Here is a 24823-nt window from a genome sequence, read left to right as displayed (position 1 = left end):
TCAAAATTGCCAGTAATCGTTGCGGGGGGAATTGGGGGAAGGTTTGGCTTGAAAGCGCACAACTGTTAAGAGGAAGATATGACTCAAAAGAAAGACACAATCCTCTCTCGTGAAATTGGTAAGCTTGGAGGGTTTGGTGCCAGGCTGGTAGCTGGATTACTGCCTAAAAATATTTTTGAGCTCACAATAGAGACCCATAGTCCCCCAGAGACAGCATTAGAGAAAGCTTTTACCATATTAAGCACAGAAGGAAAGGTAATTGAAGACCGCAGAATTGATCCTAATAAACCTGCGGTCTGTGCGATTGTGGGGTCGGGACTAGGGAATCTCAATCCGGCTCTTGTGGAAGTTTATGTAGTGTCAACCAAAGAAAATATAACAAAGCTAGTAATTATTGGAACAGCCAAGGAAGGATTGATTAAGCAGTACGCCGGAGAAAAGGCTGCCAGAAGAATCGCAGACCTGTTGACTCAAGTATTGCCATAAGCCTATATCCGTATGAAATATAAGATTAAAAGAGAAGATTTATAGCCGGTAGCAATTACCAGTAATAATTGCGGGACCGCTTATGGTGGGGTATAATAGGGGAGATGTTAGAAGGACGCTTCGGGCGGAGGTAGAATAGTAAATCATGATATCAAGAGAACAATTTTTTATGCTTTTTGTCATCACAACTCGTCTCATGTCACAAGATTTAAATGATAAAACTATTATTGAAATACGACCTTCCAATGCAAAAATATTAAATATGCTTAATGGCGATCCTTATGGTTGTCATGAAATATTTTGGACAATTCCTGAATATTACCAAGACTTTAGCATTAAAGGGAAACAACGATTAAATATTATTGCCATTTCAGACAGTAATAAACTTGTATATTCACAAACGTATCAACTTAATAAACAATATTATTCTAGTACAGAACATTATATTTTTAATCTAATATATTTAGCAGAATCTCATCCAGATTACTTAGAAAAAAGGTATTTAAAATATGAAGCAGTCGTAGAGATAATTCCTGAAAATAATGGACAAAAATCTATTACGAAATATCCATTTATTATAGATATTGGAGTAAGAGTCGATGCAATAAATTTCACAAAACAATATAAAGATTCTCCATACTTTACAATTGAAGACTGTACAGGTTATCAAGATGTTTCTATGGATTCTCAAATAGGCTATTTCATTAAGAAGGGAACAGAACTTGAAATACAAGAAGATTCTAATTTAGTTGTAGACAATTTTGAAATTGTAAAGGCCTATCATAAACTCAAGAAAAAAAATGAAAACAGTGTATATGTAGAAAGTAATAAAGTAGGTCAACTTTTATTTAATGGGAACATGATAAATATCTATCAAATTAAATACGCAACAAAACAAAAAACAACCTTCTATGTTCTAGATTATATCATCCATTCATCTTTAGTTATTTTCGATAAGAGTATAAATACTTATTATTATGTCAGTCTCACAGAGTTTGGAGAAAGAGGGTTTATAGTATATTCTTTAAAAGATATAAAGATTAATGAACAAAAAAAAGAAATAGAAATAATATTTGATAAGACTGGTGGAATCCTTCATAGTTCAGATTTTGGAACTACAGAGAATATTAAATATAAAATTGTCTACACTAGCGTTAAATCTATTGCTAGTAGAATTGAAGATGCAATCTGGCCAGAAAAAAATAGAATACGACGACTAAAAGAAATAGATTAAGCTAACAACTGCTTCAACCTGACTCGGCTATGGCGCGATTCTTGCTTTTTGTCGCTTCGCTCCTCGGCAAGAATAGCGCCAATTACGGCTCACTGCTTAAGCAAATGTTAGATGGATATGGTGAGCCCAACTGTCAAGACCAATTTAAAGAAAAAATAAGGTGGAAAGAGTATGGGAACTCAAGCAGTGAGAGCCTCCTCTACCGATCTCCTGGGTAGGAAAGTATTTCTGCATACAATAAAAATTCTTTGAGCAACCAACAACCCCGCAACTTGCTGCGGGGTTGTTGATTGATACATTTTTTGGGCACAGTTTCCAGGGCCCATAATCGTTTTTACACCCCCTGAAACATAAGCCAGCTGGAAATGAGGCGGATGGTGGATATGGTGCCGGTAAGTTCAAGGACAGCAAGCAGGGCGAATAGCGCGGCCAGGACTGCTTTTAGGATAAAGCGCGAGTTTTTTGCCCCTTTCCCTGACTGTTTTCCTGCAAAAAGGATGATCACCGCGAGCAATGCATACAATACCGCCGTTCCCATCTGAAACAACTGGGGCTGGGCTTCTGCGGAGCTCTGCAGGGTGTATCCCCAACGGGTAAAGAGGGCGGAAAGTTGGCGCAGATCCCCCAGCATCATATAGAGTCCAATGCTGATTAAAATAAGGCCGGAGATGAGTTTTACCGTTCCCAGGTGTTCCTTTAGTTTCTGCATAAGGCCCTGAAGGGAGCCTAAGAAGAGGCTTGCTGCAATAAAGGGAACCGCCAGGCCCAGCGAATAGATTGTCAGGAGTATACCCGCTTTTACAAGAGAGCCCGAACCGGCCATAAAGAGGATTGAGGCCAGCATGGGGCCCACGCAGGGACTCCAGCCCGCTCCAAAGGCTGAACCAAAAAGAAAGGCTGAAACATAGCCCTGGGGCCGTTTTTGTATCTGTATCCGTTTTTCCATTCTGAGAAAACTGATGAAATCGAAGATGGTGTCGAGACCCAGGATGATAATCACGAGGCCGGCAATAAGGGCCCAGGTACGGCCTGAACCGCCGATCATGGCGGAAGCCTGGGAGAAGATAAGTCCCAAAATTACAAAAACAAATGTAAAGCCTAACGAAAAAGCAATGGAGCGGAGCAGTGCAGTACGTCGAATAAGCCGCAGCTGTTCATCAACCTGAAATCCCTTTTCTCCGGTACTTTCTTTTAGGGTTTTAACTGAAGTCCCCGAAAGCATGGCCAGGTAGGATGGAATTAACGGGAAAACACAGGGAGATAAGAAGGAGAGAAACCCCGCAGCTGCGGCGGTGATAGCTTCAAATAAGAAGGCCATTAGTTTGTCCTGTTACTGGAGAGGAGTATTGCAAAGGCTTCTACTGTTTTCTTATCCATCCAGTCCCTACCACCGATAGTGCCAGCAATAGCCTTGCCTTCAGGATTGATGATATAGGTTGTCGGTATACCCCGGCTGGCAAATATGGCACCAAGCTGACCCGAGACGTCAAGCCCAATGGGAAAGCTATGTGGGTTTGCTTTAATGAAGGCTTTCACCGTGTCTGGTTTTTCCCCGGTCGAGATGGCAAAAATAGTTAGTTTTTTATCTTTAAAGGTTTTATAAAAGGTTTCCATAGAGGGCATTTCTGCTTTGCAGGGGGGACACCAGGTAGCCCAAAAATTAAGCAGTACATAGGAACCTGAAAAGTCCTTTATATTAATATATTTACTATCCAAGCCGGGCACATTAAGTACTGGCAAGGTCTGGGCTTCGGGAAACACCGTAAAGCCTATATCTTGCAGTGCTTTTTTCCAGGTATGAGATTCATTAGCGCCAGACAATTTTGGACCTTCAGTGGCAAAGGTTGCTGCCAATAGGAAAAAAAATAACAATGAAACGGTAAAAAATGTGGTTCTATAATGTCTCATTGGAACTCCTTAATATATATTATAGTATATATAATAAATATATAATAAAGAGCTGTCAATGATAATAAAAGAAATTTCTGGTTGTGATTATATACCAAATGAGAAAGCAAGTACATTATACAAGCCATGCGCCCAGGCTGGGCTATGAACAGAGCTTGTTTTACGGTAAATAACTGTAAAGAAAATGCTGGCAATGGCTGCATTAAGGGCACCCAGTGGGCCCTCGTAAAGATGGCAAAGGGAAAAAAGAAGTATAGACAGTAGGTTTCCTGTTATAAGAGGGATTCCTGATGTATCAAAACGGTGGAGCAAGTATAATCGGAAAAATACTTCTTCCAAGTATGCCGTAGCAAAACTTCCTGTCAGCATAATAAGCCATGCGTCTAGCGTTTGTGGTGCCTGTATTAACGGCGGCCGGTAAGCAGGCAGAAGATACTGGGCAACTAAGGATATACCAAGTGCACTGGTGAGAATTAGCATAAAATTGATAAGACTCCAAAAAAAAGTTCGTCCCTGTATAGCTAATTTTGATGTTAATATACTTATATTTTCACGCCATAATATGAAACAAAGTAAAGCAATAACAGGGAGATCATAAAAAAATATCCGGGACAATTCCCGTATTTTATCATAGGGTATAAAGGTTGCATTGGGATTTGGAAGGGATATCCCTGGTAAAAAAAAGGCCCAATAAAGTAAAAAAGCTTCAACTAACGCAGAAATAGGGGGCTCCTTTTTGACATGCTATCGTAGCTAGGATATATTCTATTATACAAGGTGAACGGTTTTTGTAAAAGACCATCGTAACTTATGCAGTGCCGGACAGAGGGAAATATACTAAGATGCTGTATTTTATGTTAATTATAATTGCAACGATTAGTCTCATCATTCTTCTTACATTTAGATCTGATTCTAAGGAAAAGTATTCCTGGTTAGAGTTTTTTGCAAAAGGTAAGGATGCAGGCTTTTCCTTTGGAGAACTGCAGTTATTACGGAAATTAGCTATCAGTGCTGAACTGGAAGATCCTACTACCCTTTTCTGGTCAGAGAAGCAGTTAGACCGTTGTATCAGGGAGCTGATAAAAAAAGCAGAAGTTACCGGAGCAAGCCGAAATCAGGAAACTCAAGATTTTCTCTCCAAATTATACGAATACCGAAAAAAAATCGAATTTGAGCATCCGCGGTATAAAAAGGGAATTACGAGTTCTCGATCAATTGGTGAAACTCAGCCTATTAAGATACTGATAGATGGAATGGGTGTATATAAATCTCAGGTTGTAGCCAATTCGGATCGATTTTTAACAATACAAAAGCCAAATATTCCACCACAAAAGGGCTATATCGTCTGGAAAGGGAAACGACTTGCTATTTATTTTTGGCGGAAGGATGATGCGGGATATGTTTTTGACAGTTATGTCTTAGATGAAGCTATGGCGAGGGGTATGATCGTTCTTCAAATTGCCCATTCTGATTCGCTTTTTAGAACACAAAAACGTCGTTCAATTCGCGCTCGTACCCACAAGCCGGCATATCTTTATTTACCTCCAATTGAGGAAGCGCCAGAAAAAATCGAGATAAAGCCGGGATTACGTTGTATAATCGAGGATCTTTCTGATACTGGTTGTGCAATTACTATAGGTGGTAAAGGGGTGGAGGGGCTTAGGGTCAAGGTACAGTTTGAAATTGATAATCAACCGGTAGTAATGAATGGCACTGTTCGTTCCGTTGATTATGATGAAGAGAAAAAACGTTCCCTATTACATGTAGAAGCCGTGCCTCTATCCCTTACTACAAGGAATCGGATATTAGCAGAGGTGTTTGGTGTGAAACCTGATAATACCTTTGATTATCTTTTTTATGAAGATGAAATCAAATCTGAAAAAACTCCTGTACTATCAATGGAGGGTACCAATGAAGTGCGATAAATTGTCTTTGAGTATCTTGATGCTTGCTCTTTTTTCTTTTTTATTTGTTCCATTTCTTGTTGCCCAAACAGGAAACACGGTATTACAAAGTTATCAGAAACTATTTATTCGCACAGCCCTAGCAACAAAACCAGAAATAATTGAAAACGCAGTACAAGATACGGACATGAAAAATAATCTTGGTTCATTTTTTGATTATACACTTAGTTTTGTATTACAATATGCAGATGTGCTTAAAGATGATCCTGAAATGATCCGGTTGGCTAGTACTATTGCCAGGGCGGCTTTACATGCTGGGGAAGCCCAGAACCGGGATGCCCTATGGCGACTTTTTATGGCCTATCGGGATACCGAAACGAGGGTAGCTGTATTGGACGCTTTAGCTGTGCTTGGTAAGGGCGATGGTAGAGTTATTGAAAATTTAAATCAATTTCTTTCGAACCAGAATAATGTATACCGTACGGGGCTTATACCAGATTATCAGGTTCTTTCTGCCTGTATTAATACTCTGGGGAAACTAGGAGATGGTTCGTCGTTTCCGGTACTCTTTTCAACGATGATTGCAGGGTACCCAGAAACCTATTCCCGTCTTGCAGCGCAAGCGCTTGGTTCCATAAAGGGTGATTTTAAAAAGTATCTTATCGATGTGATTAGAAAGAATTCTCCTGTAGAAAAACTTGCAGCCTTTAAAGCTGCAATGGAGCATACTGATTTTACTCCTGCCGATAGAGGTGAAATTGCAGAAAATGCTCTGGATATTTCTCTCTCCTTTATTGCGCCTTTAGAATCTGACCAGCAGTCTCTTGATGAACTTCGTTATGCTGCTATACGGGTATTAACAGAACATCGATGGAGTCGGGCTACCACCTTAGTTATTAAACATTTTTATCGGCTTCAGACTGATTATTCCAATGAAACAGAATTAAAAAGTAGATTTATCGAAGCTATTCAGTGCCTTGGGGCCATGGGCACCTCTGAAGCAGCCCAAGCGCTTTCATTGCAATTAGGGCTTATCAATACTACTATGGAGCGAACGAAAAAATTTGATGAAGAAGTATTAACTACTGTTATTGAGGCTCTGGGAAACATCGGGGATAAAATTGCCTTCGACTATCTTTTATATATTGGATATTTGCCTTATCCAGAATCTATACAGACTACAGCCCGTGAAGCCATGAACCGCTTAAAATGGTGAACCCTATGCATAGGATTTCATCTGGGGTCAGTACAGCATGTGGCGCTGGGCTTATGTTTTATGGCGGTATAAGTGGTCTCATCCCTCTTTCAAGGGTTTGTTATGTATTTTTTATAGTATTCATCGTAGTGGTTACCCTTACAGGTTTTTTAAAAGCCCTTGCGGTTGTGATGCCACATGATGTACAGAGAAATATTTTTTACTATGTGAAGATTATTCTTGTAGTATCAGTTGGATCCTCTATCGGCATTGTTGCTTTATATCGGGAGAAACAAGCCCTTTTTATATCTCCGATGCCTGTTAAATCTATACAAAAAATACATCTCACCATGAGAACAGATTTTCGTCTTTTACCAAAGGGAAATCTTTCAGGTCAGGGAACCGTACATTTTTGCGAAGACGCAACTGGTAAAAGAATATCTGCCCGGGGTGTCATCAATCTGATAGTTTCTGATTCTCTCTCTCAACTTCACAGTTTTGCTGGACAGGGAAGCAGCCTTGTTGTGGAAGGTTCACTGCTACCATGTAAGCATGATGGAGGAGACGATCTGTCGGTCCCGACCTTTTATGTTCAAAGGGTTATACAAGCAAATACTCCTAAGGGCTTAGAGTATATGCGATTTGTTATCCGAAAAACTTTGTGGGAAAGCTTTCGAAACCAGGTGTGGGCGGGATTCGCTATTGCATTGCTTTTAGGGGTGCGGGATGATCTGGATCAGGAAGTGTCTTTGTTATTCCATCGTGCTGGAAGTGCTCATGTATTGGCCCTCTCAGGTATGCATATAGGTATCATCGCTGCTTTCCTAGCCTTTTTATTACGTAGGCCTTTGGGGGTACGACCATCGTCTGTGGTAAGTCTTATCGTTCTTTTTCTCTATGTGAATCTTGTTGGATTTCAGCCTTCTCTCATCCGTTCTCTTATCATGTATATGCTCCTGATGTTTTGTTTTTTTAAGGGAATTTCAACTTCTTTTATATCAGTGATTGCCCTGTCGTTTTTGATTCAGCTTTTCCTGGACCCTTTGGGAATGGCTAGCCTTTCAGCGATACTTTCCTATAGTGCCCTGGTAGGTATTGTATTGTTGGGACCACCTATCCTTAATGTGCTTAAGGGATGGGTACCTCTACCACTTGCTGGAGCTCTTGCTACCTCCTTGGGAGCCTTTACGGTAACAGCCCCTCTGGTGACAGCCTATTTTGGCGTACTGTATCCTATAGGGATTTTAGCTGGATCAATACTTGGACTTATAGTCTCCCTGTTTATGCTGGGGAGTATACTGTTTTTAGTTTTCTTCTCCTTTTTGCCAATGATAAGTGCCTTGATAGGTGTTGTACTAGCTTATATATACAAGTTTCAACTTATAATGTTGAGGAAGTTTGCAGATTACTCATTTGAGATAAAGCAAGTACATTGGAGTCTTGTTGTGATTTTTAGTATTGCTATGACAGCCCTCTTTGTGTATGGTCATTATCGTGGAAAAGAAAAACGAACCATTTCATCCTTTACTTGATTATGATGCTCCCTCTGCACTCAGGCGATATTTAGATGAGCATGGTCTGGGGATGCAAAAAAAATTTGGTCAGAATTTTTTAATCAACGGTGATGTACGGAAACGGCTCGTCCAAGCCCTGGAGCTGCCTATTGGTGCAGTGGTTTGGGAAGTTGGTCCTGGTCTTGGTTCTATGACGGTTGAACTAATCCGCCAAGGCGCTCTCGTAAAGGCCTTTGAAATTGATCGGGGCTTTGTCCGGGCTTTGTATGAGCTTATTCCAGTTCCTTCAGTCTTTACCCTGATTGAGGGGGATGTGCTTAAAACCTGGCCCCGTGAAGCAGCAAAAGAACAAGCAGAGGGAAAGCTCTGTAATTATTTTCTTGGAAATTTACCCTATAATATTGCGGCCACGCTGCTTGCCGATTTTATAGAGAAGGGGCGGTTTTTTAAGCGTCTTGTGGTGACTATTCAGAAAGAGGTAGCCCAAAGAATGCTTGCGAAATCGGGGAGCAAGGATTATTCATCCTTTACCGTACTTTGTAGTTCTGCGTATACCATAAAACCGCTTATGGTGTTAAAAGGGCCTTCCTTTTATCCTGTACCGAATGTAGATTCTCAGGCAGTTTTAATGGATCTCAGAACAGATAGAAATCCGATGACAGATACCCCATTGTTTCGGTCGATGGTACGGAGCATATTTTCCAACAGAAGAAAGAACCTTAAAAATAACCTGATTTCCTTTCTTTCTAGTCGTTATTCGAGTTTAGGGAAAGATCTTTCATCCCTTGTCGAAACAGCCATTACCCAGGCTGGACTCCGCAGTCAGCAGCGGGCAGAGGAACTTGATCTTGATGCTTTTATTCGATTGGCAAGTAAGGTGGAATCACTGATATGTCTATAAAGGATAATATAGCAAGGGTCGAAGAACGGATTCAAAAAGCCTGTGATCGATCTGGCCGAAAACGGGAAGATATCCAGCTTATGGCGGTAAGTAAATTCCAGAGTCTTGAAGCCATAGGAGAAGCGTACGGTGCTGGTCTTCGGCTTTTCGGAGAAAGCCGGGTCCAAGAAGCAAAGACGAAGTTCGGTACTCCATTGCCTGAAATGCCGGACCTGGAGCTGCATTGTATAGGTCAGCTTCAGCGGAATAAAGTAAAGCCTGCTCTACAGCTTTTTTCATGTATCCAATCGGTAGATCGAAATGAACTTATTTTGGAATTGGCAAATCAGTGTCAGCGATTCCAAAGGTCCATAGAAATATTGCTTGAGCTGCATACCGGGGAACGTTCAAAAACTGGGTACCCCAATGTAGATGCTCTTGCTTGTGCGGTAGAACTTGTTTTAGCTTCTCCGCTGCTTCATCTTCGAGGACTTATGACCATGGCTCCCTACACTGATGATCCAATGTTGATTCGTCAATCTTTTAAAACACTTGTGGGAGCGCAAAAAATACTTCAGCAACGTTTCCCAGAAATCACCTTTAATGTGCTTTCCATGGGGATGTCAAATGATTTTGAATTAGCTATAGAAGAGGGATCAAATTTGCTACGCATAGGTACTGCTTTGTTTAAGGGGAAATAACATGAGTACTTTTAAAAGATATATTTTTATAAATCTATTACTCTGGTCTGGGGTCTTCCCTTTTCTGGTACCTCTTTCAGTTTTTGGCCAGCAGTCAAAAACTACTACTCAGACCAACCAAACACAGAATGTCCCTGTACCATATCAGCGAGAAGAATTTCCGACTTGGCTTTTAGATCTGCGAAGAGCTGATATCGTCGCTTTTGGTTCTCTCCCTTTTATGATGTTTTTTACTACCTTCGCGGTTGATTCCTATCGATACTATATGAACGACTGGGACCGACGTTATGCCCCTTGGCCGCTCAAAGCCTCGGGGGCTATTGAGATGGATGAGAACCAGAGGATTGCTTCTTTTTCAGTCGCAGTGGGATTATCGGTTGTTGTTGCTGTGGTAGACTATTTAATTGTTAAGCATAAATGGGAGAAACAAAAAAAATTGGCCCCTCCTATCGTAACCCCTCGTATAACGATAGAACCTTGGTCACCTAATGGTAATGAAAATGAAGCTCCGTCTCAGAATCGAGATTCTGAACCTTCTCAGTAACCTAATCAGAAAGAAATTCAGGAATAACATAGTGGAACATTATAGTGGTATTGTAGGTCATGAAGCCCAGGGTGGGATCAGGCTTGATCGATATGTTTCAGAGGTGCTCAAACTTGTAAGTCGGTCTCAGGTAAAAGCACGTAATATGAAGGCCCTTGTTAATGGAAAAACGGCAAAGGTATCCCGAGTGGTAGAACCGGGAAACCGTATTGAACTTTCATGGGATACCCCTGAACCTACGGAACTTATACCTGAGGATATCCTTTTTGATGTGATATACGAAGATGATCGGGTAATAGTAATCAATAAGCCCCAGGGCATGGTGGTTCATCCCGGCGCTGGAAATAAACAGGGGACCATGGCCAATGGTATTCTTTACCGCCGGTTTCATCGGATTAAAAACGGAATAGCAAACAGCGATGTAACCATGATGTTACATTCACCCCTACTGCGGCCTGGTATAGTACACCGTCTTGACAAGGACACAAGCGGTGTTATCATAGCTACCTATGATGATGCGGCTCTTTCCTTTTTAGCTAATCAATTTAAACACCGGAAAACAAGAAAAACCTATGTGGCAATTATACGAGGCCGCTTGCCTCAGCACAAGGGAAGGATTGAAACCTTTATCTCTCGGGATAAGCATAACCGCAAACTTTTCTGTGCCACAAAAGATATGGGGAAACATGCAGTAACCCTTTACAGGGTTGTACGAAATTATGGATCCTATTCCTTAGTACTTCTGCGGCCAAAAACCGGCCGCACTCATCAGCTCCGGGTGCATATGCGCTACCTGGGGTGTCCTATTCTGGGTGATCCCCTGTACTCAAGCAGGGATCCACGTTTTCCCGAAGCTACGCTGATGCTCCATGCACTCCGACTTACTATTACCATTCCAGGAAATAAGACACCTACCTGCTTTAAAGCACCTTTGCCAGAACGTTTTAAGGCTATACTTAAAAAACTTAAAGAGTTCTGATTTTAAACCTGCTGCAGATACCTTTGATATAATTCTTGTACTTCACATTGCAAGTATGCTTATTCTGGAGTATTATCGCAAAGTCTATGATGCACACCAGTCCTGACCCCTTTATTGTAGCGAGTTCTAATTCCTATCTCATTATTTATAAACCTCCAGGCCTTGCAACAGCACCCCTTGTTAAAGGAGAACAGTACACACTGGTTTCCTGGTGTGTGACCCGTTTCCCTGAAGTCGGTGATGTGGTGGGTAAAAAAGCCATAGAAGGTGGACTGCTTCATAGGCTCGACACAGATACCAATGGACTCGTGCTCTTCGCCCGAAACCAAGCTGCCTATGAGAATCTTTTGGAACAGCAAGCATATGGCAGGATATTAAAACAGTACCGGGCCTGGTGTCAAATGTGGGATGCTGAAAAGACCCTTATCGGTCCTGGGTTCCCACCACCGCCAGTTCAGTTGGTTCCTCCCTTATCACAACCCCTCGAAGTAGCCAGTCTATTCCGGCCCTATGGTCCAGGCCGGAAACAGGTTCGGCCGGTTGTATCCAGGACACAGAAGGGGCTTACATTGGACCATGGTCAGCCCTATAAAACCCTTATTCGGTCCATAGAACGAGAAGAGCATGCTTCAACTATTTATTTACTGGATGTTCAGATAGAACGGGGATTCAGACACCAGATTCGCTGTCACCTAGCATGGCTTGGTTTCCCCATAGTAGGAGACCCGCTGTATAATCCACGGTATTCCCTCGGTCCATGTAAGCATCTTCTTGCGCTCCAGGCCTATGGTCTTGAGTTTTTAGATCCTGATACCCGACAACCTGTCGCTTATTCATTGTTATTATGAAGTGATCTCTTCTACGATTACTGGCGGTATTGTTTGATCTTCCTCTATCGTAAAACGGATTTCATGGATGAGTCCGCCCATCTGTTTTACATTCCATTGACCTCTCAACTGTTGTTCAACAAGATTTTTTATCAGGATAAATCCAAGAGAGTAATCGCTTCCTTCCGATTTTAATCGATTTTGGCCGATACCAAAACCGCTTCCATTATCCGATATGGTAAGAACGACATGCTCCTTTGCTTCTTTAATTTCAATAAAGATTCGCTTTTCTGATTTCGTATGGTTTGTAAAGGAATTCTTATGGGAGTTACTTACTATTTCGTTGAGGACCAGGCAGAGAAGCGTCGCTTGGTTAATGGTGAGCTGTATAGGATCAACCGTAAGAGCGACGTGGACATTATCATCATAGAGGGCATCAAGCCCTTCTATCATACGGCGAATGGGTTCCTCAATAGATATTTTCCCCAATTGGCCTTTGTCAGAAAGACTTTCATGGACCGCCGCAATTGCCATAATTCTTGTTTGAGCTTCCTGTAAAACTTGAAAAGGACTTTCATCATTGAGCGTAGTAATTTGCAGAGACAGAAGGCTTGAAAGTATTTGCAGGTTATTTTTTACCCGGTGATGTACCTCCCGGATCAAGATGCTCTTATCTTCCAGTGCCTTTCTGAGCCGCATTTCCGCTAGTTTTTGCTCAGTAATATCTTCGATAGTAAGAAATGAAAAACGGAGATGTTTCACATTGTACTGTAATCCCTGAATTGCGGCTTTAAGATATTTCCTGCCGATAAGATGAAAGGTGCGGTAGATGTCCACAACCTGTGGTTCTATACTTTGCTTTTTCTCAAATAGTTGGTTCATTTCATCAAAATCGAAAAAGCCATCGGCCAGCGTTAAAAAATTCTGCCCCAATACAACACCGGGAGTAAGGTTAAAGAGATCATAAAAAGCAAGATTTGCTGAAATAACTTTTTTGGTTTCATCCAGCACAACGAGGGGATGTTTTACCGAATCGATGATGCTTTCTGCATAATCCAAGGCGTCCCGAGATTTCTTTTCAGCCCATTTTCGTTCGATAATCTCTGTTTTTAACTGATTAATAATCCGAATGACATCCTCGTCATACTTGGCAGGTGCATTTTCATCCATGAAAACATCCTTGTAATACTAAATTGATGTACAAAAAGCGCGGGTATCCGCTGCCAGGTAGAAAGAACCGGTTACTAGAAGGGGTTTTTTCGTGGCTTTTGTCAGAAAAGTGGCTCTTTCTATGGCTAACAGTGTATCCGGAATACTTTCTACTATTACATTAAAGCCAACTTTCGTATCTGTAAAGGCTTTTTCAGTTCTCTCCATGTTACTTTTCTTAAAATTCCCTGGTTTTGTTATAATAATGTGGGAAAAAGAAGGCATTACGGTACGGGCCATCGTCTCAACATCCTTATCTGCAGCACAACCGAAGAGTAAAAGGTTGTCCCGTCCATAAAGATGTAGAAAGGTGTCGGTACATAGTTTTACACTGCGGGGTGTGTGGGCCCCATCAATGATGATATCGGGGTTTTCATGAATCCGTTCAAACCGTCCGGGGATACAAGTATTTTTGAGGCTTTTAAATAGCGTTGCCATAGGTATATCTGGATAGGCGATGCGGACTGCGGTTAATGCCTGGAGTGCGTTCTGGGCCTGAATTGCTCCAACCATGGAAAGTTCTAAAGATGGCCGATCTTGGGCTGTAATAATGTCAAGGGGTGAGGGGAGTCTTTGTGGTTTTATATTGATGGAAAACCTTGTCCCCTGGCGGGTTACCTGAATATCATGGATATCCGCCAGTTCTGGCAAGTACCAGAGAGGAGCCTGGCGATCTGCTGCCGTGGTTCTCAATACCATGAGGGCTTCTACCTGCTGTTCAGCTAGTACTACAGGACGGCCGACCTTGATAATACCTGCCTTTTCTCCTGCTATGGCAGCATAGGTGGTTCCTAAATATTGGGTATGTTCAAGCTCTATGGGGGTAATGACCGACACGAGGGGGGTTACAATATTGGTTGCATCCAGGCGGCCTCCCATACCGGTTTCAACAACCATAACATCACAATGATCCAGACGGCAGCAGAGAAAAAAGTATAGGGTGAGTAATTCAAAAAAAGTAGGCTCTTCACCTTCCGGGGCAGTTGGATCAAAAAGTTCTGGATAGTGTTGTACCGCTTCTTTTACAAGTATCCGCAGTTCATCTCCTGCTGTGGCGTATATAGTTTCATCAAAGAACCCCTCTGCCCGGGAAACCCGTTCACGGTATTCGGTGATATGAGGAGATACGTAACGACCCGTGCGGTATCCTGCCTCATGGAGCATGTCCGCAATCATGGTGGTGACAGATCCTTTACCTTTGGAACCCGCCACATGAATTACTGGGGCACAACGTTCCGGGTTGTTTGCCAGTTCCGCCAGGATCTGCATTCTATCTATTCTGAATGTTTTGGAGGAAAGTCCCCGTTCAAAGTTGATATAACCGGAGAGCCATTCAAAAACCTCTTGTGAATTTGCAAAGGACTTCATGCCTTATTTGTAGCAGGCATTTCATTCTTTGGGAAGCATAAGGGCGACTCTACGAATTGAAATTTTTAGAAGTCCTCATAAATGTTACGAAATATCTCAAGCATTCAAGATGAACTAGGTAAGGTCCGTTGAAAAAAGGTGCCGCATAGGATAGGATACTTTTATGGAGAACCCCTATAGTTTACCACAAACAATTTCAGGTATGACAGTACACTTTGTCGGTATAAAGGGAACTGGCATGTGTGCCCTGGCAGAACTATTTCATCGTTCCGGCGCGAGAGTTACCGGTTCAGACAGATCTGAACAGTTTTATACTGATGCCATTTTACAGGAATTGGGTATTCCCTATGTTGAAACTTTTTCTGCAGAGAACCTACCTATTGATACAGACCTGGTCATTTATTCTGCCGCATACAGTCCTGAAACGAACGAAGAACTGAAAGCTGCGTTATCCCGCTCTGTACCTATTCTTAAATATACCGACGCTTTAGGTGCTTATTCAGTGCGTTTCGATTCATCGGGTATTGCGGGAGTTCATGGAAAAACAACGACTACCGCTCTTACAGGGACGCTTCTTCAAGGTCTGGCATTGCCAGCTCAAATATTGGCAGGCAGTGCGGTTGGAAACTTTGGAGGACGGTCTACCCTGGTGTTGGGGAATGAGTTTTTTGTGGCTGAAACCTGTGAATATCGGCGACATTTTCTGTCTTTTCATCCCCAGCGTATTGTCCTGACCAGTGTGGAAAGCGATCACCAAGACTATTATCCAAGCTATGAATCTATTCGGGATGCCTTTGTTGAATATGTCCTGTTACTTCCAAAAGGGGGAGAGCTGATCTATTGTGCCGATGACAGGGGTGCCTGCGAAGTTGCAGATCTTGTACATAAGGAGCGGAACGATATTGTATTCATCCCTTATGGTTTTACAGCAGATGGTATTTATCGGATACTGAGTATACAAAACGAAGCAGAACGTACTCTGTTTTCAATCCAGGGTTTGCCCGTAACCTTCAAACTTCCGGTACCAGGAAAACATACAGTGCTCAATGCAGTCGCAGCCCTTGCCTTAACCCTGTCGATCCGTAAGCACTATCTCGGTACCGAGTTGTTAGATGAATCGACCCTCGAAGTTCTTAATAAAGCCCTGGAATCATTTAAGGGCAGCAAGCGGCGTTCTGAAATTATTGGCGAGGCCAAGGGCATACTCATTATGGATGACTATGGACATCATCCTACAGCTATTAAAACGACCCTGGAGGGTCTTCGTGCCTTTTATCCTCAGCGTAGGCTTGTGGTTAGTTTTATGTCCCATACTTACACGCGGACTGCGGCTCTGCTCGATGAATTTGCCGATTCTCTCAAAGCCGCCGATGTAGTCATTTTACATAAAATTTATGGTTCTGCCAGAGAACACTATTCAGGCGGTGTAACTGGTAGAACCCTTTACGAAAAAACTAGAACCTTCCGGGATCAGGTCTATTATTTTGATGAGATTATGGATGCCCTGCCTTTTTTAAAACAGGAATTACGAAGGGGAGACCTTTTTGTTACCCTTGGAGCAGGGGATAACTGGAAATTGGGTAAAGCCCTTTACGAGGAGTTGCAGCATGAAGAGCATGACCGGCTATGCCTATAAGGAATTCCGGGATGAATCGGTCTCCCTTTCAATAGAAATAAAGGGTTACAATAATCGATTTCTCGAAATATACATCAACCTTCCTCCTTTTCTCAGTATGCTTGAGAATCGTCTCCGAGACTATGTTGCTAGCCGCTGTGAACGGGGAAAAATTGAGCTGTCTTTGCGACTAAAAGAATTAGCCACTGATGTTTCTGTGTCTATCGATAAAAATGCAGCTCAGGCTTATTATCATGCTATTGTTGAATTAGCTGAGACCCTGAAGATCGATGAAAAACCCAAACTCCATACCATTCTTGGTATGGAGGGTGTTCTACAGATAGAAAAGATCAGGGACCCAGAACGGTACTGGTCGCTTATAGAACCAGTTTTACGCTCTGCTATGGATCAGTTTGATACAGAACGAATCCGTGAAGGCAAAGCAACCGAAGATGATATTCTGGGGCACATTTCCGCTTTAGAGCACGCTGCTGCTGTGGTTGAACAGTATGCACCGACCCTCGAAACACAGATAAAGGAAAATCTGCGAAACCGTTTTGCTGAACTTTTAGGTGACAGTATTGATGAAAACCGAATTCTAGCAGAAACTGCGGTCCTTCTTATGAAGTACACTATTTCTGAAGAAATAGCTCGCTTAAAGGCCCACCTTGCAGAATTCAGGGCAGAACTTGAACGGAATCCAGCACCGGGTAAAAAGTTAGATTTCCTCTGTCAGGAAATAAACCGAGAGGTGAATACAATCGGTTCGAAGAGTCCAATCCTGGAAGTGAGCCGGGCAGTGGTTACCATGAAGGATGCCCTTGAAAATGTTAGAGAACAGTTAAGGAATGTTGAATGAGTAAATTAGAGCCTAAAATTGCGATTTCTGGGAAAAGTGGCTGTGGTAACACTACGGTGAGCCGCCTGGTTGCTGAAAAACTGGGGCTGCGATTCATCAATTTTACATTTCGGTCCTTAGCTCAGGAAATGGGTCTGACCCTTGAAGATGTATTATTAAAGGCTAAGGATGATGAATGGTGGGATCGGGAAGTAGACCGGCGTCAGGTAGAATTGGCTCGTCAGGATGGGGGCTGTGTGCTGGGGTCCCGGCTAGCTATCTGGATGCTTCCTGAAGCGGATCTTAAGGTGTATCTCAAGGCTTCTCCCGAAGTACGGCTTGAACGGATCTACAAACGAGAAGGGGGAGACCGCTCAGCCCTGGCTTCGTTTACTGCAGAGCGGGACCGCCAAGACTGGGAACGGTATCTCCGTTTGTACAATATTGACAACAACAATTACCATTTTGCTGATATAATTGTTGATACAGACCACATGGAGCCAGAAGCGATTGCCGAGCTTATCATGAAGGCCTTAAGGGAAAAGGAATGAAACACAAAGAGGTCCTACTATTACTGATTTGCCTGACAGTTTCGTATTCAGTCTTTGCACAACAAGATAGTGGAAAACGATATCTCTTACCTTCCTGGCAGACTAAGGCAGGGGAAATTCAGAATGGGACCTCTAGTACTTTGGATCGTTCAGGGTGGAACACTATAACGCTTCCTGCACAACTTCTCCTGGAAAATAACTCTGCCTGGATATACAGGGAATTTGATTTTAACGACATACCCTTCCGGCAACCCTATTATATGGTGCTCGGCAGGATTGATGCAGCCTATGAGGTCTTCCTGAACGACAGCTTTATTGCATCCCGAGGCCACATACCAACTTCTTCAGAATCATTTTCATTGCCGGGTAATCAATCGGCTTGCTTTCTCCTTCCTTCAGGTCTTGTAAAAACCTCTGGTAAAAATCAGCTTGCTATCAGATTATATTGTCCTGCCCGGGCAGTACCGTTATTTCCCATAGAAATAACCGATGCAAGGGGTGCTCAATTTGAAAACCAGATTGTCTCCTTTTTAAATGCAACCGTATATACTATTTTAGCCGCCCTCTGTGGTTTTATTGGTGTATATTTCTTCGCCCTTTGGCTTGCTAGAAAAACTGATAAGCCAAATTTATGGTATGCCATTGCAGCGATTTCTGTTGCCTTTTATTTTGCTGAAATAGGAGCCGATACAACCCTGCTTCCCTATACTGTGAATCGAGCAATCGCAAAATTCTGTCTCAGTATTTCCATGTCTAGTCTCGTACAATTTTTCATGAACTTTTTAACTTTAAAGATTCCCCGATGGTTTTCTTGGTTGCTCCTGCTTATCCCTACGGTTATTACCATAGCATTTCTTGCTTCAAGTAATGACCTTATTGCAATAGGAAATGTCTTTAATGCTGCACTTTTGTTCATTCAATTTTGTATACTTTTTATTGCAATTATTACTATATGGGCTGTCATAAAAGGTAACAAAGAAGCTGTCCCTTTGCTTATTGGTGTAATCCTTGGTGTAGGCCTAGGCACCCATGATGTACTATATTCAATGCTTGGTAAAAAACCACTCATGTGGCTTCAGGGCATTGGATTCTTTTGTATGAATCTTTCGTTATTTATCTCCCTTACCTTTAGATCCTCCCATCTGTATAAAGATTTAGAAAGCTATTCTCAAGAAGTTCATAAAAAAACCGAGCAATTGAGCCAGTTCATCGAACAACTTGATAAAACAGCCCAAACAGTTGTTTCTCTTTCTCAGGATATTGATGAAGATGCCGGTAAGGCTGCAAATTCGGCAGAGACTATGGCAAAGGGAGCCGAACAAATTCGGCAAGGGGCAAATACCCAGATGAAAGCCATGCTGGAATCCCGACAATCAATTCAGAATTTTACCCTTTCACTTGATAAGGTAACCACAGGAGTGCATCGCCAGGCTGAAGGAATAAAACAGTCTGCTGATTCTATTTCTGTTGTTGCAGATGCTGTAGCTAACGTAGCAACCCATATGGAACAGACCGCCCGTTCAGCTGAGGCACTTCAGGAATCGGCAGAACAGGGGTTAGCAGCATCACGGGAAATGACCGAATCTATAGGGAAAATAAAAAACTTATCTGGTACTATGGTATCAAGAAGCTCACGGCGTACCCTTGATAGTATTGTGTCCATTCGGAATGCTCTTTCATCACAACAGCGTGCATCAGAACAATTGAAAAAGTCAATTGATGCTATTGTTCAGGAAAATAGCAGTATTGTTCAGCTGATACAAGAGCTGGCACAGGAAAACCGAAAGGGCCAACAAGCGGTCGCTTCGATGAGAAAATTACTCGAAACCAGAACTGCATGATTTTATGGAAACTGATCATTCTCAGCTCCCTGAACAACATCAACTGGCAGAGTTTCGACGGACGGTATGGAAAAATTACCGTGAGCAGGGGCGGAGTTTCCCCTGGCGCCATATTAATGATAGTTGGGGCATTCTTGTGTCCGAGGTTATGCTTCAGCAGACCCAAACGAACCGGGTTGTTCCCTACTGGCTCCGCTGGATGGAAAAATGGCCCACACCTCTGGCCTTAGCATCAGTCAGCATGGATGAGGTCCTGCGGGAATGGGCTGGTCTTGGTTATAACCGCCGGGGCCGCAATCTGAAGCTTGCGGCGGAAACCATTGTTTCCACCTTTAATGGACAGGTTCCCAGAACAAGGGATTCTCTTCTACAGCTTCCCGGTATCGGCCCCTATACTGCGGGAGCTATTCTTTGTTTTGCCTTTAACGAACCAGTAGTATTTATAGAAACGAATATACGCTCGGTTCTGCTGCATTTTTTCTTTCAGGACGAAAAAAAGGTCCCCGACAGCCAGCTGATACCAATCCTGGAACAAACCTTAGATCGGCAAAATCCCCGTGAATGGTACTATGCGCTTATGGATTATGGAGCTCAGTTGAAAAAAATTACCGTAAATCCAAACCGACGCAGCGCCCATTATAGCCGACAATCACCCTTTAAGGGATCTTTACGGGAAGCCCGTGGTTTTATAGTTCGAGAACTTGCCACACGAGGCCCCATAAGCCTGGAGAGGCTTGCCGCATCGACCACGATTTCATATGAACGGCTAAAAACAGCCCTCGACTCACTTGTACAAGAGCAGATGGTAGCAGAACAATCGGGCCGCTACATGATACAGGAGTAATTTTTTCTCAAATATAGGGAAAATACTATCCAGATAAAAATAATTGGAACTTCTTGTTTTAGAGATTTCAGGTTCCTCGATTTTTATGCGTTCTTCTAAAATTACTCTGCTAAAAAACATAAAATTAATCTAAATATAAATACAGAAAAGATATAACAGATGTTTTACAAACAGTAGGGTTCTATATCAGCGCTCTGCCAGGTACAAGGTAATATATTGGTCCTAAAAATTAGATTTGGCATGATATTTGCTGTAAATATTAAAGGAGGATTAAGATGGTTTTTAAGAAAATGCACCCGGTACAGATTACGCGGAGAATTTCTTTAGGCATTGTCCTAATTGGTTTTACTCTACTTACCATTCTGCATCAAAAACTGCAGGGGTTCCCGGCAGTTGATGCACTGTGTCCTTTTGGAGGACTTGAAACATTGCTGAAGTATGTTGCAGGAGGCGAGTTGATAAAACGAATCACTGCGGGCAATATAGTATTATTTGGTGCCATAGTTGCACTTGGAATTGTTTTATCACGTTTCTTCTGTGGTTGGTTCTGTGCCTTTGGCGCATTACAAGGGGTCTTTGGCTGGATCGGAAAGAAGCTATTTAAAAGGCGGTTTGAGGTCCCCAAAAGAATAGATAGCATTTTACGATGGGTTAAGTATCCGGTGCTTGTGGGCATTCTCTATTTCACCTGGACAACAGCCACACTGGTGATTCGCCCCTATGATCCTGTAGCAACCTATGGACATGTATCTGCAGGTTTGAGTGAATTATGGGGCGAATTTGGTGTCGGTCTTATTATTTTGATTCTTACCCTTCTGGGTTCTCTGTTGTATGATCGGGTGTTTTGCAAATATGTCTGTCCATTAGGAGCAGTAAATGCCATCCTCAGCAGAGTTCCCCTATTCAGAATAAAACGGGTCGAAAATACCTGTATTTCCTGTTCCAAATGCGACAAGGTCTGCCCCATGAATGTAGAAGTTTCTACAGTGCAGGCTATCAATTCACCCGAATGTATCGCCTGTATGGAATGTGTGACCGCCTGTCCGACGAAAAAACCATCCTTGGTTGCAACGCTGGGAGGCAAAGTCCTTAACCTGTGGACTGTAGTTATTATAGGACTTGCCATTTATGTTGGAGCCGTTCTTATAGGGCAAGTTACAGGAATGCTTCAGTTTGTTCCCCCAAAATTAACCGATCTGGCTTCGAAAGGGGCAATCAATGTCGCTGATATTAAGGGTTCATCAACCTTTGCAGAAGTTGCTACGGCCTTTGGAATTGAGACAGAACAGCTTTATCGTGAGCTGGGGCTCGACATGAAAAAGGTTCCTGAGACCACCAAATTAAAGGATACAGCCGCAGTTGCAGGTATAGAAGAATTCGAGACCGATACAGTACGTTTTGCTGTAGCAAAAATCCTGGGTGTTCCTTATGCCGGTGAAAGTGGCGAGGGGGCTGAAGCACAGACAACTGCAAAACAAGAGACTGAGAAAACAAACTCCACGAGCATTGAAACTCCTACACAAACTTCCGTTCAAACAGCTCAGCCGGTGTCTGAAACCAAATCGCCAACTGCCTTTGTAGTCCCTGTAGATTTTGTACTTGAAGGTACTATGACTATCCAAGACGTGGCAAAGGTTCTTTCAGTTTCTGCGAAACAGGTCATCGAAAAGCTTGGCCTTCCTGCGGATATCCCTGTTGATAAGCCCCTCAAGGATATGAAAGACCAGTATGGCTATAGTATGGGTGCTTTAAAGGAAAAAATTAAACAGTGAACAATAGAGTGCGGTAAAAACTTCTGACCCATTTAATGTCCTGGCTAGTTTTTGAGGTTCCTGAAAAACAATAAAAGTTATCAGGAACCTCATCTTTTCATTAAACAATAAATTCATTTATAGTTACTAACAGCTATGAAACCAGAAATTATGACAACCGAAGTTCTCGGCTATCCTGCGGTAGGCCTTCGCAGTGAAGCCGCTGAGCTTATGATGGTTCCCCAGCTTGGGGGGCGGGTCATCAGCCTTAAAAATCGTAAATCAAACCGTGAATGGTTATGGCACCAGGACAGGCCTGACTGGCTCTGGGCTAATAAAGCAGGGGATAATTTTGGGTTAAGTCCTCAGGCTGGGATTGATGAATGTATTCCCTCTGTGGCGTCTTGCAATTTTAAAGGACGGCAGATTCCTGACCATGGCGAAGTCTGGTATCAGGCCTGGGATCTGGATATAAAGGCTCTTGACCAGGGCATGCTGACTTCTACATTGGAGCTTCAGATTTCCCCGCTTAAATTCAGCAGGACTATCCGCCTGATGGATGAACATACCTTTCTCTTCGACTATGTACTCGAGAACAAGGGCTTTGAAGAAGAACCATTTATCTGGTGTATCCATCCCCTTAAAAATATTTATGAAGGGGACCGCTTGCTTTTACCAGAAGAAGTGAACTCCCTCCGTCTCGATGGTGGTATCGGCGTCCTTATTGCAAGGGGCGATGTATGGAAATATCCGGAACCATTTTCTGGCACAAGGCTGGACCTATGCCAGGTACCCGGAACGGGAAATGAGCTCTGTGTTAAGGGATTTGCTGGGCCCCTGCAGCATGGCTGGGCTGCAATAGAAAACCAGCATACCGGAGATCGCCTCGATCTGTATTGGGATCCCAAGCTTGTTCCCTATCTGGGACTTTGGATAAACCGCGGTTTAGGGGGCTTTCATCATGTAGCCCTGGAACCCTGCACCGGTATCCCCGATTCCCTTACTATCGCAGCTGAGAAGTGGAAAGAAATAAAGACTATACAAGGTGGAGAACAATTAGGCTGGTCTCTTAAGATTGTTGTCAGGTAAACCTTGTTCCGCACCCTTGACTTTTTTTAGTAAAATTGATAAATGTATGTTCACAATGTAGTTCGCCGAAGGCGAACAAATAAAATCGCGGCTGTCGTATTACGAGCCAAGGGCGCAGCCCGCCAGCGAGTAACACGAAAGCTACTTTAGATGTAGTTCGCCGAAGGCGAACAAATAAAATCGCGGCTGTCGTATAACGGCTATTACCCCAGCCTTCCAAGCTGGAGACGAGGGTTCGACTCCCTTCAGCCGCTTAAGGTTTTAAGGCCACACCAAACGGTGTGGCTTTTCAATTATGTGTGATTTAATGGGCGATAATCCAAGTAAATAGAGAAATTACAGCTTCTGATCGAAAACCAGAAACTAGGTAGTGAAGCAAAAGGTGAATATCTACAGCAACAATCCATAGACTTCGAATCTGTTTCACTAACAGTAAGCCCAGGGCAACATAAAACGACGATCCTGTAGCCCTCTACAGGATCGGATCAACTCTGTTGGTCAACTTCGATATTGACTAAATATTGATTAAAGAACCAGCTATAAAAAGCTTCAATACGACCGACAATTGCAGTTTCTAAACGGTCATTAAATAATCCAAAAAAAGTAAATGCTTTTGCGCCACCGAGTCCATAACAGACTAAAAATCCAGGATGTACTTCTATAAGGATTGCAGTTCTCATTGATCCTGGTCCAGCTGTTGTTATCCCATTATACACTAATGGTGATATGTTTTCTGAACTGAATAAAAAGGTGTTTTCTGTTTCTATATATGAGTATGAAAAGCGTGCCGTTTCGAAGGGCAACATTTTTTGTTCTGCGATAATTGCAGTATTCATTCCATGTATGTTGTTTTCGATAATTTTACTATTCGTAAATAAGGGTTGTGTGGTTTTATTTCTTTTACTGTAATAAGGTATTGAATCAAGAAAGGTAATGTCTTTTAATCTATTAATAATTATTTTCATCACCGTTAATTCATCACCCTTCTTTAAAGGAACAATACTAATGCCTTCGGTGAGAAAATTAGGTTTGAGGCTTTTAAAGATGTTACCTAATCTATCCATATTAGGTTTTGAAAAGTCTAAAGCGCTATCTTGCAATGAATTGATAGAATGAATAATAATACGTTCTTTTTTTAAGATGTTTATAATATCACTGTTTTTTTCATTTATTTTTAATAGCGGGAAAGAATCAACAGCGAGAAGCATTTGAGCTTGGAGAAGTAAAAACAAAAAAATATAATATATAGGTTTATTCATTTAGCAACATACCTTATTTGAAAGTCACAGATGAGAATATAGAACATTTATTCTTTTTATAAAAGAGGTTTGTAGATGACTAGTATAACTCTATTAAATATGTCATCCCAACATTTCTACTCCATAAAACCAAAGGCTATAGCATTACTAATAGGAGAATCTATAATATTCTTCCAAAATTGTATTTGAAGAGCAAACTGTATATAATAGGGCCCTCTAACAATTCGGTTAGATTTTTATAGGTCCCTGCGTAATTCATTACAGGTTTTGCATGTAAGCTATAGGA

23 protein-coding genes and 1 tRNA gene are annotated in these 24823 nt (G+C 42.3%); 18 read left to right on the top strand and 6 right to left on the bottom strand.

Annotated elements, in window-relative coordinates:
• Nucleotides 1-78: 78 nt before the first annotated feature.
• A complete protein-coding gene (locus tag SPICA_RS08105) occupies nt 79-486 on the top strand; it encodes a hypothetical protein (protein WP_013969046.1) in 408 nt (135 codons plus the stop codon).
• Nucleotides 487-631: 145 nt separating this feature from the next.
• Complete coding sequence (locus tag SPICA_RS08100; protein WP_041396185.1) at nt 632-1720, top strand: hypothetical protein; 1089 nt, start codon at nt 632-634, stop codon at nt 1718-1720.
• Between the two features lie 334 nt (nt 1721-2054).
• Here the strand turns inward: SPICA_RS08100 and SPICA_RS08095 are convergent, their stop codons facing one another.
• From SPICA_RS08095 to SPICA_RS15885, 3 genes are all read right to left on the bottom strand, one after another.
• Nucleotides 2055-3038 carry a cytochrome c biogenesis CcdA family protein gene (locus SPICA_RS08095; RefSeq protein ID WP_013969044.1) on the bottom strand — a complete coding sequence of 328 codons (984 nt, stop codon included), beginning with the start codon at nt 3036-3038 and terminating at the stop codon, nt 2055-2057.
• Nucleotides 3038-3628 carry a TlpA family protein disulfide reductase gene (locus SPICA_RS08090; RefSeq protein WP_013969043.1) on the bottom strand — a complete coding sequence of 197 codons (591 nt, stop codon included), beginning with the start codon at nt 3626-3628 and terminating at the stop codon, nt 3038-3040. The genes SPICA_RS08095 and SPICA_RS08090 overlap by 1 nt, the downstream gene beginning before the upstream one ends.
• A gap of 87 nt (nt 3629-3715) precedes the next feature.
• On the bottom strand, nt 3716-3997 hold the full coding sequence (locus tag SPICA_RS15885; RefSeq protein WP_417935136.1) for a CPBP family intramembrane glutamic endopeptidase: 282 nt from the start codon (nt 3995-3997) through the stop codon (nt 3716-3718).
• Between the two features lie 473 nt (nt 3998-4470).
• Here SPICA_RS15885 and SPICA_RS08080 point away from each other — a divergent pair, with 473 nt between their 5' ends.
• From SPICA_RS08080 to SPICA_RS08045, 8 genes are all read left to right on the top strand, one after another.
• The gene (locus tag SPICA_RS08080) at nt 4471-5553 is read left to right on the top strand and encodes a flagellar brake protein (protein WP_013969041.1); all 1083 of its coding nucleotides are present in this window, start codon (nt 4471-4473) and stop codon (nt 5551-5553) included.
• Nucleotides 5540-6748 carry a HEAT repeat domain-containing protein gene (locus tag SPICA_RS08075; protein WP_013969040.1) on the top strand — a complete coding sequence of 403 codons (1209 nt, stop codon included), beginning with the start codon at nt 5540-5542 and terminating at the stop codon, nt 6746-6748. The genes SPICA_RS08080 and SPICA_RS08075 overlap by 14 nt, the downstream gene beginning before the upstream one ends.
• A 5-nt stretch (nt 6749-6753) precedes the next feature.
• Nucleotides 6754-8259 (top strand): ComEC/Rec2 family competence protein, encoded by a 1506-nt coding sequence (locus tag SPICA_RS14830; RefSeq protein ID WP_169311866.1) that lies wholly within the window; start codon nt 6754-6756, stop codon nt 8257-8259.
• Nucleotides 8222-9142 (top strand): 16S rRNA (adenine(1518)-N(6)/adenine(1519)-N(6))-dimethyltransferase RsmA, encoded by a 921-nt coding sequence (gene rsmA, locus SPICA_RS08065; RefSeq protein WP_041396574.1) that lies wholly within the window; start codon nt 8222-8224, stop codon nt 9140-9142. Before SPICA_RS14830 ends, rsmA begins: the two co-directional genes overlap by 38 nt.
• Nucleotides 9133-9822, top strand: a complete 690-nt coding sequence (locus tag SPICA_RS08060; protein WP_013969037.1) for a YggS family pyridoxal phosphate-dependent enzyme — start codon at nt 9133-9135, stop codon at nt 9820-9822. Before rsmA ends, SPICA_RS08060 begins: the two co-directional genes overlap by 10 nt.
• 1 nt (nt 9823) lies before the next feature.
• A complete protein-coding gene (locus SPICA_RS08055; protein WP_013969036.1) occupies nt 9824-10366 on the top strand; it encodes a hypothetical protein in 543 nt (180 codons plus the stop codon).
• Between the two features lie 31 nt (nt 10367-10397).
• Complete coding sequence (locus SPICA_RS08050) at nt 10398-11345, top strand: RluA family pseudouridine synthase (RefSeq protein ID WP_013969035.1); 948 nt, start codon at nt 10398-10400, stop codon at nt 11343-11345.
• 86 nt (nt 11346-11431) lie between these two features.
• Nucleotides 11432-12193 (top strand): pseudouridine synthase, encoded by a 762-nt coding sequence (locus SPICA_RS08045; protein WP_013969034.1) that lies wholly within the window; start codon nt 11432-11434, stop codon nt 12191-12193.
• Here SPICA_RS08045 and SPICA_RS08040 read toward each other — a convergent pair.
• Both SPICA_RS08040 and SPICA_RS08035 read right to left on the bottom strand, forming a co-directional pair.
• A complete protein-coding gene (locus SPICA_RS08040; protein ID WP_013969033.1) occupies nt 12188-13342 on the bottom strand; it encodes a sensor histidine kinase in 1155 nt (384 codons plus the stop codon). The two genes, SPICA_RS08045 and SPICA_RS08040, sit on opposite strands and share 6 nt — an antisense overlap.
• 18 nt (nt 13343-13360) lie before the next feature.
• Nucleotides 13361-14749 (bottom strand): bifunctional folylpolyglutamate synthase/dihydrofolate synthase, encoded by a 1389-nt coding sequence (locus tag SPICA_RS08035; protein WP_013969032.1) that lies wholly within the window; start codon nt 14747-14749, stop codon nt 13361-13363.
• 163 nt (nt 14750-14912) lie between these two features.
• Between SPICA_RS08035 and murC the strand changes: the two genes are divergently transcribed.
• From murC to SPICA_RS07995, 8 genes are all read left to right on the top strand, one after another.
• Nucleotides 14913-16385: a UDP-N-acetylmuramate--L-alanine ligase gene (gene murC / locus SPICA_RS08030; protein WP_013969031.1), complete on the top strand. Its 1473-nt coding sequence runs from the start codon at nt 14913-14915 to the stop codon at nt 16383-16385.
• Nucleotides 16357-17223 carry a YicC/YloC family endoribonuclease gene (locus SPICA_RS08025; protein ID WP_013969030.1) on the top strand — a complete coding sequence of 289 codons (867 nt, stop codon included), beginning with the start codon at nt 16357-16359 and terminating at the stop codon, nt 17221-17223. Before murC ends, SPICA_RS08025 begins: the two co-directional genes overlap by 29 nt.
• On the top strand, nt 17220-17753 hold the full coding sequence (gene cmk / locus SPICA_RS08020; protein ID WP_013969029.1) for a (d)CMP kinase: 534 nt from the start codon (nt 17220-17222) through the stop codon (nt 17751-17753). The genes SPICA_RS08025 and cmk overlap by 4 nt, the downstream gene beginning before the upstream one ends.
• Entirely contained in the window at nt 17750-19594 is a 1845-nt protein-coding gene (locus SPICA_RS08015; protein WP_013969028.1) for a 7TM diverse intracellular signaling domain-containing protein, read from the top strand. The genes cmk and SPICA_RS08015 overlap by 4 nt, the downstream gene beginning before the upstream one ends.
• A 4-nt stretch (nt 19595-19598) precedes the next feature.
• On the top strand, nt 19599-20438 hold the full coding sequence (locus tag SPICA_RS08010; RefSeq protein WP_013969027.1) for an HhH-GPD family protein: 840 nt from the start codon (nt 19599-19601) through the stop codon (nt 20436-20438).
• Between the two features lie 275 nt (nt 20439-20713).
• A complete protein-coding gene (locus tag SPICA_RS08005; RefSeq protein WP_013969026.1) occupies nt 20714-22210 on the top strand; it encodes a 4Fe-4S binding protein in 1497 nt (498 codons plus the stop codon).
• A gap of 135 nt (nt 22211-22345) precedes the next feature.
• Nucleotides 22346-23278: an aldose epimerase family protein gene (locus SPICA_RS08000; protein WP_013969025.1), complete on the top strand. Its 933-nt coding sequence runs from the start codon at nt 22346-22348 to the stop codon at nt 23276-23278.
• Between the two features lie 182 nt (nt 23279-23460).
• Nucleotides 23461-23532: transfer RNA gene (locus SPICA_RS07995), tRNA-Gly, on the top strand.
• A 231-nt stretch (nt 23533-23763) separates the two neighbouring features.
• Here SPICA_RS07995 and SPICA_RS07990 read toward each other — a convergent pair.
• Complete coding sequence (locus SPICA_RS07990) at nt 23764-24537, bottom strand: DUF6675 family protein (protein ID WP_013969024.1); 774 nt, start codon at nt 24535-24537, stop codon at nt 23764-23766.
• Between the last annotated feature and the right edge of the window lie 286 nt (nt 24538-24823).

The sequence above is a fragment of the Gracilinema caldarium DSM 7334 genome (assembly GCF_000219725.1).
GTDB lineage: Bacteria > Spirochaetota > Spirochaetia > Treponematales > Breznakiellaceae > Gracilinema > Gracilinema caldarium.
The sequence above is the reverse complement of the archived record's forward strand: the minus strand, read 5'-3'. Positions and strand labels throughout refer to the sequence as shown.